The sequence below is a fragment of the Bacteroides fragilis NCTC 9343 genome, assembly GCF_000025985.1.
Lineage (GTDB): Bacteria > Bacteroidota > Bacteroidia > Bacteroidales > Bacteroidaceae > Bacteroides > Bacteroides fragilis.
Genome location: NC_003228.3, coordinates 952,331 through 968,684, shown reverse-complemented (window position 1 = coordinate 968,684; position 16,354 = coordinate 952,331). Strand labels below are relative to the sequence as shown.

At 49.3% G+C, this 16,354-nt stretch carries 11 protein-coding genes; 9 read left to right on the top strand and 2 right to left on the bottom strand.

The genetic code is table 11. The features are described from left to right. Nucleotides 1–11 precede the first annotated feature (11 nt). Genes BF9343_RS03700 through BF9343_RS03675 form a run of 6 tightly spaced genes read left to right on the top strand, consistent with a single transcriptional unit; the run spans nt 12 to nt 6,230 of the window. Nucleotides 12–491: a 4Fe-4S dicluster domain-containing protein gene (locus BF9343_RS03700; RefSeq protein ID WP_005785046.1), complete on the top strand. Its 480-nt coding sequence runs from the start codon at nt 12–14 to the stop codon at nt 489–491. Between the two features lie 6 nt (nt 492–497). Beyond that, a complete protein-coding gene (locus BF9343_RS03695; protein WP_005785044.1) occupies nt 498–1,010 on the top strand; it encodes an NADH-quinone oxidoreductase subunit J family protein in 513 nt (170 codons plus the stop codon). A gap of 9 nt (nt 1,011–1,019) precedes the next feature. Next, nucleotides 1,020–1,328, top strand: a complete 309-nt coding sequence (gene nuoK / locus BF9343_RS03690) for an NADH-quinone oxidoreductase subunit NuoK (protein ID WP_005775579.1) — start codon at nt 1,020–1,022, stop codon at nt 1,326–1,328. A gap of 36 nt (nt 1,329–1,364) precedes the next feature. After that, nucleotides 1,365–3,275, top strand: a complete 1,911-nt coding sequence (gene nuoL / locus BF9343_RS03685) for an NADH-quinone oxidoreductase subunit L (protein WP_009291628.1) — start codon at nt 1,365–1,367, stop codon at nt 3,273–3,275. A gap of 12 nt (nt 3,276–3,287) precedes the next feature. Further along, the gene (locus BF9343_RS03680) at nt 3,288–4,772 is read left to right on the top strand and encodes a complex I subunit 4 family protein (RefSeq protein WP_005785038.1); all 1,485 of its coding nucleotides are present in this window, start codon (nt 3,288–3,290) and stop codon (nt 4,770–4,772) included. A gap of 6 nt (nt 4,773–4,778) precedes the next feature. Continuing rightward, the gene (locus BF9343_RS03675) at nt 4,779–6,230 is read left to right on the top strand and encodes an NADH-quinone oxidoreductase subunit N (RefSeq protein ID WP_010992198.1); all 1,452 of its coding nucleotides are present in this window, start codon (nt 4,779–4,781) and stop codon (nt 6,228–6,230) included. 96 nt (nt 6,231–6,326) lie between these two features. Here BF9343_RS03675 and BF9343_RS03670 read toward each other — a convergent pair whose 3' ends face one another. After that, nucleotides 6,327–9,116 (bottom strand): sensor histidine kinase, encoded by a 2,790-nt coding sequence (locus tag BF9343_RS03670; RefSeq protein WP_041926172.1) that lies wholly within the window; start codon nt 9,114–9,116, stop codon nt 6,327–6,329. Between the two features lie 237 nt (nt 9,117–9,353). On the opposite strand from BF9343_RS03670, the gene BF9343_RS03665 reads away from it, so the two are divergent. From BF9343_RS03665 to BF9343_RS03655, 3 genes are all read left to right on the top strand, one after another. Then, nucleotides 9,354–12,053, top strand: coding sequence for a TonB-dependent receptor (locus BF9343_RS03665; protein ID WP_010992196.1), 2,700 nt, complete (start codon nt 9,354–9,356; stop codon nt 12,051–12,053). 68 nt (nt 12,054–12,121) lie between these two features. Next, nucleotides 12,122–13,396 carry a hypothetical protein gene (locus BF9343_RS03660; RefSeq protein ID WP_005796088.1) on the top strand — a complete coding sequence of 425 codons (1,275 nt, stop codon included), beginning with the start codon at nt 12,122–12,124 and terminating at the stop codon, nt 13,394–13,396. Between the two features lie 72 nt (nt 13,397–13,468). After that, on the top strand, nt 13,469–14,617 hold the full coding sequence (locus tag BF9343_RS03655) for a hypothetical protein (RefSeq protein WP_008769478.1): 1,149 nt from the start codon (nt 13,469–13,471) through the stop codon (nt 14,615–14,617). A 604-nt stretch (nt 14,618–15,221) separates the two neighbouring features. Here the strand turns inward: BF9343_RS03655 and BF9343_RS03640 are convergent. Beyond that, nucleotides 15,222–16,352 carry a Rid family hydrolase gene (locus BF9343_RS03640; RefSeq protein WP_010992193.1) on the bottom strand — a complete coding sequence of 377 codons (1,131 nt, stop codon included), beginning with the start codon at nt 16,350–16,352 and terminating at the stop codon, nt 15,222–15,224. Nucleotides 16,353–16,354 lie beyond the last annotated feature (2 nt).

Below are 16,354 nucleotides of genomic sequence, written 5' to 3'. Positions count from 1 at the left end.
AGGGCTAAAAGATGAAAAATGAAGAATATACATATCTAGGCGGCCTGATGCAAGGCATCGGCTCCCTGCTGACGGGTATGAAAACCACCATCAAGGTATATTTTCGAAAGAAAGTGACCGAACAATACCCGGAGAACCGCGCCGAACTCAAAATGTTCGACCGCTTTCGCGGTACATTGAACATGCCTCACAACGAAAACAATGAGCACCGTTGTGTAGCCTGTGGGTTGTGTCAGATGGCATGCCCCAATGATACCATTAAAGTGACCAGCGAAACCATTGAAACCGAAGAGGGCAAAAAGAAGAAAATACTGGCAAAGTATGAATACGACCTTGGTTCGTGTATCTTCTGCCAGCTCTGTGTCAACGCTTGCCCACACGACGCAATCACCTTCGACCAGGTATTTGAGCATGCCGTATTCGACCGGACCAAACTTGTCCTGCAACTCAACCGCGAAGGAAGTAAAGTAATCGAAAAGAAAAAAGAATAAAAGAATATGGGACTTACACTTGAAACAGTAGTATTCTACTTTCTGGCAGTGTTCATCATTGCCATGTCCATACTGACAGTGACCACGCAGCGTATCGTGCGTTCGGCCACTTACCTGCTGTTCGTGCTTTTCGGCACAGCAGGTATCTACTTTCTGTTAGGATACACTTTCCTCGGATCGGTACAGATCATGGTCTATGCCGGAGGTATCGTGGTGCTCTATGTATTCTCCATCCTGCTGACGAGTGGAGAAGGCGACCGGGCCGCTCACCTGAAACGGAGTAAATTCCTGGCAGGGCTTGTCACTACGATTATAGGTGCAATCCTGGTGCTCTTCATTACACTGACACACAAATTTGTGCCGACAAGCGATCCGGAACCTGTAGAAATCAGTATCAAGACCATCGGACATGCTTTGTTAAGCAGTGGTAAATATGGATATGTATTGCCTTTTGAAGCAGTCAGCATTCTGTTGCTGGCCTGTATCGTGGGCGGATTATTAATTGCACGTAAAAGATAGGACGATATGATGATACACATGGAATATTACCTGGTGGTTTCTACCATCATGATGTTTGCGGGAATATACGGGTTCTTCACCCGCCGCAACACACTTGCTATCCTCATCTCTGTAGAACTGATGCTGAATGCTACAGATATCAACTTTGCCGTATTTAACCGTTTCCTTTTTCCCGGAGAGCTCGAAGGGTATTTCTTTGCCCTGTTCTCCATTGCCATCTCGGCAGCGGAAACGGCTATCGCTATCGCCATCATGATTAATATTTACCGGAATATACGTAGTATTCAAGTAAAGAATCTGGATGAATTAAAGTGGTAAATACGTCATTATGATCATAGAAATAATAACTAAATTATGGAATATACAATTCTGATCCTTCTTCTCCCCTTCCTCTCCTTCCTGGCATTAGGGATAGGAGGCAAGTGGATGAGCCACCGAACAGCGGGCACCATAGGCACGCTGGTATTGGCAGCAGTGACAGTACTCTCGTACGTCACGGCCGTACATTACTTCTCGGCACCCCGTCTGGCAGACGGAACGTTTGCCACACTCATTCCTTATAACTTTGAATGGCTTCCGTTCACGGAAACACTAACGTTCAACCTGGGCATTTTGCTCGACCCCATCTCGGTGATGATGCTGATCGTAATTTCTACAGTCAGCCTGATGGTACATATCTACTCTTTCGGCTATATGAAAGGCGAACGGGGATTCCAGCGCTACTACGCATTCTTATCCTTATTCACCATGTCTATGCTCGGACTGGTAGTGGCAACCAACATTTTCCAGATGTACTTATTCTGGGAGTTGGTAGGTGTATCTTCTTACCTCCTGATCGGTTTCTACTATACCCGTCCGGCTGCTATTGCCGCCAGTAAAAAAGCATTCATCGTGACTCGCTTTGCCGACCTGGGCTTCCTGATCGGTATCCTGATATACGGATACTACGGAGGTACTTTCGGATTTACTCCCGACACAGTTTCAATGTTGAGCGGTGGCGCCGGTATGTTGCCTCTGGCACTCGGGCTGATGTTTGTCGGCGGTGCCGGCAAGAGTGCCATGTTCCCGTTGCATATCTGGTTACCGGACGCCATGGAAGGTCCGACTCCCGTCAGTGCACTGATTCATGCCGCCACCATGGTAGTAGCCGGCGTTTACCTGGTGGCACGCATGTTCCCGCTTTTCATCGAATATGCTCCGGACGTACTCCACCTGATTGGTTGGGTAGGTGCTTTCACCGCTTTTTATGCTGCCAGCGTGGCTTGCGTACAGAGTGACATCAAGCGTGTACTTGCTTTCTCGACCATCTCACAAATCGGATTTATGATCGTGGCACTGGGTGTTTGTACCTCTTCCGATCCGCATCACGGAGGGTTGGGATACATGGCCGGCATGTTCCACCTTTTCACACACGCCATGTTCAAGGCCTTGCTCTTCCTGGGTGCAGGCAGCATTATCCATGCCGTTCACTCCAACGAGATGTCGGCTATGGGAGGATTACGCAAATACATGCCGATCACGCATATCACCTTCCTGATAGCTTGTCTCGCCATTGCAGGTATTCCTCCGTTCTCGGGTTTCTTCTCCAAAGATGAAATTCTGGCAGCTTGCTTCCAGTATAGCCCGACGATGGGTTGGGTGATGACCGTCATCGCAGCTATGACCGCCTTTTATATGTTCCGTCTCTACTACGGCATCTTCTGGGGTGGCACAGCACCGGGGCAAAAGTCGACAAGCGATGATACAAGCCACGTACATACTCCCCACGAATCTCCCCTGACCATGACTGTTCCGTTAATCTTCCTGGCCGCCGTCACTTGCGTGGCCGGTTTCATTCCTTTCGGACATTTCATCAGCTCCAACGGTGAATCGTATACCATCCATCTTGAGACATCAGTAGCCGTCACAAGTGTAGTGATTGCTGTGGCGTCCATCGTCCTGGCCACTTGCATGTACCTGCGTCAGCAGCAACCTCTGGCAGATAAACTTGCCAAACGTTTTGCCGGACTGCACCGTGCAGCCTATCATCGTTTCTACATCGACGAGGTGTATCAGTTCATCACACACCGGATTATCTTCCGTTGTATCTCTACACCGATCGCCTGGTTCGACCGCCACGTGGTAGACGGATTCTTCAACTTCATAGCCTGGGGTACCCATGCTACAAGCGATGAGATACGGGGATTGCAAAGCGGACGTGTACAGCAATACGCTTATGTATTCCTGCTCGGAGCGCTGATACTTATCTTAATATTAATCTTATAAAGCACAAAAGATATGAACTTTTTATCCTTATTCGTACTCATTCCTCTGCTGATGCTTGGCGGGTTATACCTTGCCAAAAGCATTAAGGCCATCCGCGGAGTGATGGTAGCGGGAAGTACGGCGTTGCTGATCCTGAGTGTTGTGCTGACGTTCCTTTATTTGGGCGAGCGCCAGGCAGGAGCTACAGCCGAGATGTTGTTCCGTGCCGATACGGTATGGTATGCACCGCTTCACATAGCCTACTCGGTGGGAGTAGACGGAATATCGGTAGCGATGCTGCTGCTTAGCGCTGTCATCGTGTTCACCGGCACCTTTGCCTCCTGGAAGTTGCAGCCGCTGACAAAAGAATATTTCCTGTGGTTCACCCTCCTGTCGATGGGAGTATTCGGTTTCTTTATCTCCATCGACTTATTCACCATGTTCATGTTCTACGAAATCGCATTGATACCGATGTACTTACTCATCGGTGTATGGGGTTCGGGACGCAAAGAATATGCAGCCATGAAGCTGACCCTGATGCTAATGGGTGGTTCGGCATTCTTGCTGATCGGTATTCTGGGTATCTTCTTCGGTGCCGGCGGAACAACCATGAACATTCTTGAAATAGCTCAACTGCATAACATTCCGTTTGCGCAGCAATGCATCTGGTTTCCGCTCACTTTCCTGGGATTCGGTGTGCTGGGAGCACTCTTTCCCTTCCATACCTGGAGTCCTGACGGTCATGCCTCGGCACCGACTGCTGTCTCTATGCTGCATGCCGGCGTATTGATGAAGCTCGGAGGCTACGGTTGTTTCCGCATCGCCATGTACCTGATGCCGGAAGCTGCAAACGAACTGGGCTGGATCTTCCTGATCCTGACAGGTATCTCCGTTGTATACGGTGCTTTCAGTGCTTGCGTACAGACAGACCTGAAGTACATCAACGCATACTCTTCCGTAAGCCACTGCGGCCTTGTGCTCTTCGCTATCCTGATGATGAACCAGACAGCAGCTACCGGAGCGGTGCTTCAGATGCTCAGCCACGGATTAATGACAGCTCTGTTCTTCGCCCTCATCGGTATGATATACGGACGTACCCATACCCGTGACGTACGCGAGCTGAACGGACTGATGAAAGTGATGCCGTTTCTCAGTGTCTGCTATGTGATTGCCGGACTTGCCAACCTGGGTCTTCCGGGACTTAGCGGCTTCGTAGCCGAGATGACTATCTTCGTCGGTTCATTCCAGAACTTCGATGTATTCCATCGTACACTGACCATCATCGCTTGCTCGTCCATCGTGATCACGGCAGTCTATATCCTCCGACTGGTAGGTAAGATTCTATATGGAACGTGTACCAACAAACATCATCTGGCACTGACGGATGCAACCTGGGACGAGCGCTTTGCCGTCATCTGTCTCATCATTTGTGTCGCCGGACTGGGTATGGCTCCTTTCTGGGTCAGCCACATGATTGGCGAGAGTGTATTGCCCGTTGTTTCACACTTAATACCCTAAAAGAAGATGGATTATTCACAATTTCTATATATGAAAGAGGAGCTGTCACTGATAGCAGTTATCCTCATCCTGTTTGTTGTCGACCTGTTGACCTGTCCGGACCAAAAAGGTGCCACTCCTAAGGTGAACGTCAGGTCGCTCACCTTGCCGGCTGTGATCCTGATGACCCTCCACACCGTAATCAACCTCTTTCCCGGAACTCCGGCAGAGGCTTTCGGCGGAATGTATCAGTACACACCGATGCAAACCATCATCAAGGCAGTGCTCAACGTAGGTACCATCATCGTGCTACTGATGGCCCATGAATGGTTGAAACGCGAAGACACCCGCATCAAGCAGGGAGAGTTCTATGTACTGACACTCTCTACCCTGCTGGGTATGTACTTTATGATTTCTGCGGGACATTTCCTGATGTTCTTCATCGGATTGGAAATGGCAAGTATCCCGATGGCCGCACTGGTGGCATTCGATAAATATCGTCATCACTCCGCAGAAGCAGGTGCCAAGTACATCCTGACCGCACTGTTCTCAAGTGCATTGCTGCTATTCGGTCTTTCAATGATATACGGTACGTCCGGTACGCTCTATTTCAATGACCTCCCTGGACACATCACAGGCAATATGCTTCAGATTATGGCATTCGTGTTCTTCTTTGCCGGAATGGGATTCAAAATCTCATTGGTTCCTTTCCACCTCTGGACAGCCGACGTATACGAAGGAGCGCCTACAGCCGTAACCTCTTATTTAAGTGTGATTTCCAAAGGATCGGCAGCTTTCGTGCTGATGACCATCCTGATGAAAGTGTTCGCACCGATGGTGGCACAATGGCAGGAAGTGTTGTTCTGGGTAACCATTGCTTCCATCACCATTGCCAACCTCTTTGCTATCCGCCAACAGAACCTGAAACGTTTCATGGCATTCTCCGCTATCTCCCAAGCGGGATACATCATGCTGGGTGTCATCGGAGGCAGTGAAATGGGAATGACTGCCCTGGTTTATTATGTACTGGTTTATCTGGCAGCAAACTTAGGTGTATTTGCAGTCATCTCAATTGTGGAACAACGTAGCAACAAAGTGGAGATAGACGACTATAACGGACTGTACAAGACCAATCCCAAACTGGCTTTTATCATGACCCTTGCCCTGTTCTCACTGGCCGGTATCCCTCCGTTTGCGGGTTTCTTCTCAAAGTTCTTCATTTTCATGGCTGCATTCAACAGCGGATTCCATCTATTGGTATTCATTGCCCTGATCAATACAGTCGTATCGCTTTACTACTACTTACTGATTGTAAAGGCCATGTATATCAATCCCAATGAAGAACCGATCCCCACTTTCCGCAGTGATAACTACACCAAAGTGAGTCTCGTACTTTGTACTTTGGGTATCATAGCTCTGGGTATTGCAAGTTGCATCTATCAGGGAATTGACAAGTTCTCATTCGGAATGGGAATGTAAAAACGGTAAACGATCAGCTATAAACAACAAACGGTGAACAGGCATACAGTATAGTATGTGTTGTTCACCGTTTGTTGTTTATAGCCGGACCGTCTATCAATCGTTAACGATTGACTGTTCGCTGTTAATATAGGGAATGGTGAACCAGAAACGGGCCCCTTTCCCTTCTTCCGAGTCCACTCCTATGACGCCGCCCAGCTGCTCCACAATACTTTTACAGATGGAGAGTCCGAGCCCGGTTCCGTGGATAAAGCTGTTCAGCTTCACAAAGCGTTCAAAGATATGCGTCAGTTGCTCTTTAGAGATTCCGATTCCCGTGTCGCTTACATAAAACTCCACACCCTCTTCCTTCTTTTCATATCCCACATGGATGCTGCCCGAGGAGGTAAACTTCAGGGCATTGTTCACGAAATTGGAGATGACCTGATGCAACCGGTTCCGGTCACTTATCACAGTGCAATCCGAAGGATGCGGATCGAATACTAATTCAATTCCCTGGGGAACCTTTATCTGAGAGCTGCGAACGATATCTTCACAAAGCATATTCACATCCGTCTCCCCGTAGGTGAACTCAAACGTACCGGCCTCAATCTTCGATAAGTCCAGAATGTCCGAGATCAGCTGCAGCAGCAAGTCATTATTCTCTTGTACGATCTTGATGTATTCGCAGCGTTCCTCCATGTCTTCCGTATCGACCAAAAGGCCCGAGAAACCGACAATCGCATTGAGTGGTGTACGTATCTCGTGACTCATATTCGCCAGGAAAGCGCTCTTCAGCCGATCCATGGTTTCCGCTTTCTCTTTCGCCTCGATAAGCATGGCTTCCGTCTCCTTCAGTTCCGTAATATCATAATTAATGCCGATAATCTCCACCTCCCCATGCTCCGGTTCAAACTTGGTCACTACCACATTCATCCGTACCCAGTTCCACTCGTTGGTAGCGCCGGGTTTCAGGATACGCATTTCGCTACGGAAGTCCTTCTCTTCACCCGCCAATACCTTCTCGTAAAAGTCAAAGACCTTCTGCCGGTCTTCAGGATGCATCTTATCATAAACGCCCACAACGGATGAAAGCGGAATATCCTCCGTCTCACCCATATTCTTAAACCACTGTTTGATGGCATAGCCACGTTTACTCAGCAGGTTCAGTTTGGCATAACCTACTTTTGCATAGTCCGATATCAAAAGGAAGAAGTTCTCAAAATCACGGATACGGTTAATGGCATCGATACGCTCCGTATTATCGATGTTGATCAGCACATAGCCGTTGAAGTTCCCTTGGCTGTCAAAGAGTTTACTGACCTTTGTATACAGCTCGATTATATTACTTTTATCGGAATGGTAGTAATCGGAAGCCTTATTAAAAGAGTAGTTCAGTCTGAAATCGACCAGGTCTTCGTTCCGTACCCGTTCTCTGATTTCAAGAGGCACATTCGGATTCTCAAAGAAATTGACTCCCATTACATCGGCTTTATCTTTTACACCAAAGGTTTCCATATCCCAGTTGTTCAAGTCGAGCAAATTGCCATCCTTATCGTAAATCTCCACTCCCGCGGGAATATTGGCAAAGATATTCTTGAAAAGCTTCTCACTGCGATCTAAAGCCCTATGGGCACGAATCGTCTCGGTAGAGTCCAGAAACAGAGCGACCACCTCGTCCTTTTCCGGAGAATACACGATGCAATGGGAACTGCGCTGGGTGCGATGGAAGTAGACATCAGTCTCTTTGTGCACACTGCCCTCCATCACATCGAGAAGATAATCCACCTTGGCCTTAAAGTCCGCATGCAACTCGCTGGCAAGGCATCCCACGTAATCGGAAAGAGACATTCCTATGAGTTCCGAACTCAAATCATTGGCATCGGCTATCCGGTAATCACAAGGTAGTCCGGCAGCATCCCGGACCATAGTCATACGTATATACCCCATCGGCATGAAGCGGAACAGATTACGCAAAAAAGAACGTTCGCGCACAGCTTCGTCTTTCGCTTTACGCAGCTCGATACAGATGCTGATGATATTGGCAAGAGACGATAACCATTGGAAGTCTTCATTATTCCAGTTGCGATAATTCTTCACCAGATCGATCCCCATATACCCCCATACATGTTCGCCGGCTATCAGCGGAGTGATCATCAGTGACTTGATGTTCTGGCGGCTCAGGATCGCATATTCCGCTTTTGCATGTTTCGGAAGCTGGTCCAATGAATCCAGTATCACCGGTTTACCCGACAGGGTCTGCTGCCTCCACCAAGGTAAACTGTCAGTCGGGATACGTTGCAGGCTATCGATCTCCGGCAACACTCCTTCGGCCACCACCTCGTAGGTACAGTCCTGATAGCGGTAATATTCATCATATTCAAAGATATACACGCGTCCCCCATGAAAAAGATCGAGGATATCCTTCAATATCTCCATGATACAGAGGTCCACACTATCATCTTTGAGAAAGCGTAAGAGTGAATGGGAAATGGAGTTCTGCCTGTACAGCAAGTCGTTGACACGCTCCAGAACCCGCTCGGAAGTATCATTGGGAGCTTCTACCCGCTGCATGATACCGAATGAAACGACTCCCCTGCCCGGTATTTCTTCACGCTCCCCCAAACGGGTGTGCAACCACACGATTCCCTCTTTGGAGTGAATGGGGAAAGTCTGTTCATAAAACTCCCTATGGATGGAAGCATTGAACTCCCGGACTATCTGTTCCTGATAATCCTCACGCACCCGTTTCCTGAAGTCCGTAAAAGATATGGTATTTCCTTCAAGTCCCAATAAATCGCAGAGGTATTCTGAGCATACATAATGCCCGGCTGTGAAATCAGCTTCCCACCATCCGAGTTGCGCCATGGACGCCATTTGCCGAAATCGTTCAATATCGTTATCCATAAAAGTAGTTTACAGGAGTATATGTTTGTTTGCTGTTAGTACGCAAATTTAGGAAATTATCCATTCACACCAAGAGAATGGATTAAATATTTGTGGCAAGCAGACGCTGAGAGCAGCACTGCGGAAAGGGTACACAGGAATGTAACACAGATGTTAACGAATCGTATAGGGCATGTATCACCCCCGTAACCTGAATCGTGCAACTTTGCACCGACAGAAAAACGTAGATAAAAAGACATGAAACAACAAATCGGGAGACTTCTCTCCACTCTTCTTCTCGCAACATTTTCCTTAGGAATCACAGCAGGGGTCATCCAGGGAACCATCATTGATAAACAGACCAAAGAACCCCTGACCGGAGCTACCGTACAGATTGCCGGAACCACGACCGGAACCGTAGCCGATGTAGACGGTAACTACACACTGACGCTAAGCAACGGCACCTATACCATTGAAGTGAAATATATAGGATATAAAACACTCCGGATGAATGAAGTGAAAGTGAAAGCCAATGCGACACTGAACTTTGAACTGGAAGTAGACGCGCAAACGCTGGACGCCGTCACCGTAGTGGCCCGGAAAAACCTGGAAGGCGAAAAGGCTTTACTGCAAGAGAGACAGAAAGCAACGCTTGCCATCGAAAACATGGGAGCCAAAGAGATGACCCTGAAAGGTATATCGAACGTACAGGACGGAGTCAAGAAAATAACCGGTATCTCCATTGCAAGCGCCGGACAACTGATAGTACGCGGACTGGGTGACCGGTACAGCACGACCACCCTGAACGGTTTGCCCATCGCCTCGCCCAACCCGGACAACAAGTTGATTCCGCTCGACCTCTTCCCGGCCTCTACCGTAAAGAACATCACCGTCAGTAAAGTATATGCCGCCGGAGCCTTTGCCGACTATTCGGGCGCACATATCGACATCAGCACCAAGGAGAACACGGGAAGTGACTTTTTCTCCATCGGCTTCAACGTGGGCGGACGCTTCAACACTGTCGGAAAAGATTTCTATTATAGCGACCGGAAAGGCGGACTCTTCAGTACGGGAAACCTCAGGAATAAAGACCGGATTCTGGCTATGGGTAAAAGCGAGTTCCGCGATTACGCCCGCAACAATGACCCGTTCGGCACAAACTTCGCTATCAGCAAGCACCGTTCACTACCCGAATTCGGTGGTAACCTGGGAGGAGGCAAGAGCTGGACACTCCCCAACGGAAACCGTCTGAGCGTGCTTGCCTCGGTAGGTGTCAGCAACGAAAACCAAATCTTGAAAGACGCCTACGTGACCACTATGACCGCTCAGGGCACACACCTCGACAAGTTCAATTATGACAGTTATTCCAGCGCACTGAAAATAGCCGGATTGGGCAACATCGGCTACTCGTTCCGGCAGGCGGACCACATCAACTTCACCGTGTTCTATGCACGCAATGCCATCAACGATTATATGTCCCGCGAGGGGATCGATGCCGAAAAGAACAACATCACATCGAGCAACAGCGTTTTCCATGCCTACTCACTACTGAACAACCAGTTGCTGGGACACCACGAACTGACTTCTCAGTGGGATGTAAACTGGAGCGCTTCGTACGGACTGACCAACAGTGACGAACCGGATCGCCGGCAGGTGGTCTTCTTCCGTAACGAAGGCAGCGATAAGCTGAACCTCTTTAAACTCAACCAGACTACCAACCGCTACTTCGGAGAACTGCAAGAGAAAGAGATTGTAGGAGATCTGCGCACCTCGTACAAATGGGGAGATGCGAACCTGATTCGTGTGGGAGGTACTTACAAAAGCAAAAAACGCGACTTTGAAAGCGTGAACTTCTACTACGATATCAATGCCTTGAACGCTGACGTCACCAACATTTATGATACCAACGGATATCTGAATCAGGAAAACATAGCCAACGGGACGATAAAAGCCAACATCGATGCACAGCCCCGTTACAACTACTACGCCGGAATGGATGTGTGGGCAGGGTTTGCAGAAATAGAGTACTACCCGATGGAATCTCTGCTGGTCAACGTGGGACTGCGCTACGAGCAGGCCAAACAATGGGTACGCTATTGGACGGACGGCGGACAGGAGAAGAAAACGAACCTGGACAAAGGCGACTTCTTCCCGGCACTGAACCTGAAGTACAGCCTGAACGAAACCAACAGCCTGCGCCTCTCCGTATCACGCACTGTCACCCGCCCTTCATTTATCGAAATGGCTCCGTTCCTCTACCAGGAATCTTACGGAAGTGCCTATATCCGCGGTAACAACGAACTGAAAAACGCTTATAATTATAACATCGACCTGCGCTATGATTTCTTTCCGAAACGCAACAACGGGGATATGTTCTCTGTCACGGGTTATTTCAAAAAACTGAAATCGCCGATTGAACAGACTCAGGAGTCTTCGGGCGGCACAGTGATCCGCTCTTTCCGCAACGCCGAAGACGGAATAGCCACAGGAGTGGAAATAGAATTCCGCAAAGAACTGTTCAAGAACTTCCGTATCGGAGCCAATGGTTCATACATGTACACAAACGTCGTATTGCCCGAAGGCGGGGTATATACCGACTCGGAACGCGCTCTGCAAGGAGCCTCTCCGTTCCTGATCAATGCAGATCTCAGCTACACTCCTCAACTGAGAGGAGAAAGCGACCTGACACTGGCACTGGTTTACAATGTGCAAGGCCCGCGCATCGAGACAGTAGGTATCTACGGAACAGGTAACATCAAGCAACAGACCCTGCACACGATGGACTTCATAGCAAGCTATGCCATCAACAAACACCTGAGCCTGCGCCTGCAGATGAAAGACTTGTTGAACAGTACCATCCGCTTCAAGCAGGAGCTGCCGGCAACGGGACAAAAGGTGGAAGTAGAATCATTCCGTCCGGGAACCAGTGCAGAAATAGGAGTCTCGTACAGATTCTAAGGCTCGCCACAGGGTCACACAGAATATTTATATGAATAATCAAACAGATAGTATAAACCTAAAACAGTATGAATATGAAAACGAATTATCTAAAACTCAACTCTTGGGCCGTAGCAGCCCTGATGGGAATGTGTTCACTTGCAGCTTGTAGTGACGACAACAGCGGCGAAGGCGGCGGAAACGGCGACAGCGAAGAGGTGATCGCCAACAACGGAACACTGAAAGGAAGCGTAGACGGGTCGAAAACCGTCATCCTGACCAAAGGCTACAACTTCTCCCTCGACGGAGAATATATCGTCAAAGCCGGTTCCACCCTGAAGATCGGCGAAGGTGTGACAATCAGCGCCAAAAGCGATGATGCCACCATCGACTACATCCTCGTGGAGCAGGGAGCCAAGATCGAAGCAGTAGGTACTGCCTCCGCACCGATTGTCATGACTGCCGATACCAAAGAACCGGGAGCATGGGGCGGCATCCACATTTGCGGCAAAGCCCCGATCAACATCGGATCGACCGGTAAATCGGAAGTCGGAGATGCCGCTTATGGTGGTTCCGATCCGGCGGACAACTCGGGTATCCTGAAGTACATTCGCCTGGAATACGCCGGATACAAGTTCACTACGGAAAAGGAGTGTAACGGCTTCACCTTCTATGGTGTAGGAAACGGTACGACCCTCGAATACCTCGAAGCATACAAAGGTACCGACGACGGCTTCGAATGGTTCGGAGGTACGGTCAATGCCAAATATCTGGTATCGGTGAGCAACAGCGACGATTCATTCGACTGGACAGAGGGATGGAGCGGAAAAGGGCAATTCTTTGTCGCCTACCAGGAAGATCCCGCCACTTTGGGATATACATGCGACTGCCTGATCGAGGCCGACAACTATGACAAGAATATGGATGCCGCTCCGATCTCATGCCCGACACTGGCCAACCTGACACTGATAGGCGCCAACAACGACGAAGGCAAAAGAGGCATCCGCCTGCGTGCCGGAACTCAGGCCAAGATCTACAATGCACTTGTTACAGGCAAGGCCAATAACCTGACTACCGAAACAGAACAGACCGAGAAATTCCTGATCGACGGTCCTTCGGTACTGAACTACATCGCTATCGCGGGAGATATCAAGGCAAGCGGTGACGGCGGTTACTCTTCTGCCCTGTTCACAGCCGAAGGCAATCACAATGCCATCAACCAGACTTTGAGCTTCAGCAATATCTTTATCGGAACACAGGACGGAGGAGCCGACCTGTCAGCAGACAGCTTCTTTGAAAAAGCGGCTTATAAAGGTGCAGTGAAAGCAGACAATGAATGGACCAAAGGTTGGACCAAGTTATAAATCACGTATACACTCACAGAATGAAGCACCGGACAGTCCTGCTGGCCCGGTGCTTTACCTGTTTTTCAAACTATGGACAGATACAGACTAAAGATTATCGCATTGACAGCACTGGTGTGCCTGACCGGCAGCAGCTGTACGGACGACGAGAACAACGGACAGGGCAATAACATTATTTATGGTGAGAATATCATCGGAAACGGAGAACAGACCTTCGAGATAAAAGATCATCAATACCTGAAACGGGGCACTTACCTGATGAAGGGATGGTGTTACGTCACTTACGGTTCGACGCTGACCATTGAAGCGGGCACCGTTATCAAAGGAGACAAGGAAACCCGCGCCGCCCTGATTGTAGAACCGGGCGGGAAACTGATTGCCAGGGGAACGGTAGATGCTCCCATCGTATTCACCTCCGAAATGCCCGCCGGGAAACGGAAACCGGGTGACTGGGGAGGATTGATTTTATGTGGTTATGCCCGGAACAATGAAGACATCATGCAGATAGAGGGAGGCCCGCGTACCATGCACGGAGGTCCGAACAACGCGGATAATTCGGGCGTCCTGAGCTACGTCCGTGTAGAGTTTGCGGGATATCCGTTCAAGAAAAACCAGGAGATCAACGGCATCACCTTCGGTTCGGTAGGAAACGGCACGCAAATAGACCACCTGCAAGTATCGTATGCCAACGACGATGCCTTCGAATGGTTCGGCGGAACGGTTCATGCGGAATATCTGGTGGCCTATCACTGCTGGGACGACGATTTCGACATAGACAACGGCTATAGCGGCACATGCCGGCATCTGCTGGGCATCCGCCATCCGCGAATAGCGGACATCACAGGTTCTCATGCCTTCGAATGCAGCAATAATGGCACGAACACTCCTGCGACACCTACCACAGCCGCCACCTTTGAAGATGTCACGATCTATGGCCCTGCCTCAGGGGATGCCTCGTTCGTAAATCATCCCGACTTTATCAATGGCGGCGGCCTCCGGCCTGAGAATGAAAGCATGCTCGGGCTATTCGGCGCGGCACTGTATATGGGCAACAACACATCGGTGACTTTCCGGAACTGCCGGATCAGCGGATATCCGTCGGACATGGAGGGCACACCGGCCTCAGCGGATAACGTAGTATTCAGCGAAAGGGAAGAAACCGGTTATCCGGAGTGGACCCAAGGATGGTGTAACTTCAACCCGCAAGAGACAGAGTATTGAATTCACCACAGAGTCTTATTCATTGCCGCTTAACAGAGCGGTTTTGACATTCTGTCCAAATGATATTTCAATCCTCTCAGATTGCTTTCTTTCGGCCCGAGGGAAAGGCACTCTGCGAAAAACGCCTCCTATGGCAATCCGGCATGATTGCTTTCGTAGGCCAAACAAGCCAAAGACAAACAAAACCGCACTACTTTCCAGAGGACAGGCAACCGATAGACAGTGATACCCCTCTAAACACAACTTTTTATCACTTCCGCTTTGTTCATCTCAGAGTAGTAACCGGAAAGATTCCGTCCACTTTTGAGCCTCCGATCGGAAACAATAGGAGTAATCCGGAAAAACATTAGGAGATATTTCGAAAAGAAGTAAGCATTTTCGGGAAACGCTTACTTCTTTCGGAGTAAATGCTTGCTTCTTTTCTCCGAAACTCCGGCCTATTCTCATCAAATCCCGGCTTTCGGAGCCCCGGACCTTGGCTTTCCGGAGCAGAAAGTCCTTTTGTCGGGCTTTTCTTCTCCCAGACGGACCTGAAAAAAGAAATGCGCTGTTTGTCAAACAGCGCATTTCATACCTTTTTGAAAGAACAATCGAATATAATCTATCAGAATGATTCATAAGAGGAGTTACTGTTAGCGACGATCGCTATACACTCCATCTCGATCAGCCAGGCAGGCCGGCATACAGCAGCAACAACAAATTGTATCGGTGTATCAGGAAAGCGTTTGGCAAACAAAGCGCGCACAACCGGATAATCCGAAGCGTCCCGCAGATAAACAATCGTCTGCGCCACATCCTCAAAACCGGCTTTGCCCTCTTCGAGCAACTTCTCTACATTTTCCCACATCCGCCGGGTCTGTTCCCGGACATCACCTACATGAACCACTTCACCGCGATGATCGATACTCGCCGTACCGCTGATAAAGAGATGACGACGGTCGCCATACTCCACGGAAGTTCCCCGTTCGAAAGTCACTCCATACAAGGCTGTCGGGCTGAGATGAGACAGCGCATGCAGGTAAGTCACCTGTCCCGGCTGCAATCCTTTTACCGCATAGGCATCAAACAGCACATGTATCTTCGGATCGGCATGCCGTCCCTCTATGCCGGTACTGGCTATATAATGGGTCGATTCGGTCAGTCCCTGCCCCAGAAAGTTTTCACGGCGTGCCTTGACAATGCCGGCATAATTCACATCCACGTTCTGCACAAAGATCCAGGTACGGATGCAATCGGAAGCCAGCGTACAGCCTTTTCCTACCAGATCGGCTTCATAAGATTTCAACAAGGTTTTCATCTGCCGCTCCGATTTGCCGCAAGACACACCCGCACCGGCTGTCCAGTAATGCTTGTAAGCGGCATTCGGTTCGGAGGTCAGATAGACCCACAAAGCAATCTTACTTCCATCCAACGGGGGCTGTTGCACGACAGAGACAGCGCACGACGGCTCTTTCTGCAAGACAACCTGCAAAGCCTCCCACTGATTGGCGGCATCACTCAGGAAGTAACGGCAAAACACGGGTACCATTCCCCTGATTTTCACCTTCCTGCTCAGTATCCTATGGTATGCTTTACGAATAGCCGTCAGCTGCTCTTCATAACTCCCCGCTTCCGGATCGACATGAAACATCAAATGCGCCTCTCTCGTTCCTCCCTCACCCCCAAAAAGGGAATATTCAACAGTAGTCCTTAAATACTCTATTCTATGTTTTCTGTATTCCATATTCTTACTCATCT

Bases quoted from the DNA above. Each gene is read 5' to 3' on its own strand.
- BF9343_RS03640 (WP_010992193.1), bottom strand. From the start codon at position 16,352: ATGAGTAAGAATATGGAATACAGAAAACATAGAATAGAGTATTTAAGG.
- BF9343_RS03675 (WP_010992198.1), top strand. From the start codon at position 4,779: ATGGATTATTCACAATTTCTATATATGAAAGAGGAGCTGTCACTGATA.
- BF9343_RS03695 (WP_005785044.1), top strand. From the start codon at position 498: ATGGGACTTACACTTGAAACAGTAGTATTCTACTTTCTGGCAGTGTTC.
- BF9343_RS03700 (WP_005785046.1), top strand. From the start codon at position 12: ATGAAAAATGAAGAATATACATATCTAGGCGGCCTGATGCAAGGCATC.
- BF9343_RS03670 (WP_041926172.1), bottom strand. From the start codon at position 9,116: ATGGATAACGATATTGAACGATTTCGGCAAATGGCGTCCATGGCGCAA.
- BF9343_RS03660 (WP_005796088.1), top strand. From the start codon at position 12,122: ATGAATATGAAAACGAATTATCTAAAACTCAACTCTTGGGCCGTAGCA.
- nuoK (WP_005775579.1), top strand. From the start codon at position 1,020: ATGATACACATGGAATATTACCTGGTGGTTTCTACCATCATGATGTTT.
- BF9343_RS03655 (WP_008769478.1), top strand. From the start codon at position 13,469: ATGGACAGATACAGACTAAAGATTATCGCATTGACAGCACTGGTGTGC.
- BF9343_RS03665 (WP_010992196.1), top strand. From the start codon at position 9,354: ATGAAACAACAAATCGGGAGACTTCTCTCCACTCTTCTTCTCGCAACA.
- BF9343_RS03680 (WP_005785038.1), top strand. From the start codon at position 3,288: ATGAACTTTTTATCCTTATTCGTACTCATTCCTCTGCTGATGCTTGGC.
- nuoL (WP_009291628.1), top strand. From the start codon at position 1,365: ATGGAATATACAATTCTGATCCTTCTTCTCCCCTTCCTCTCCTTCCTG.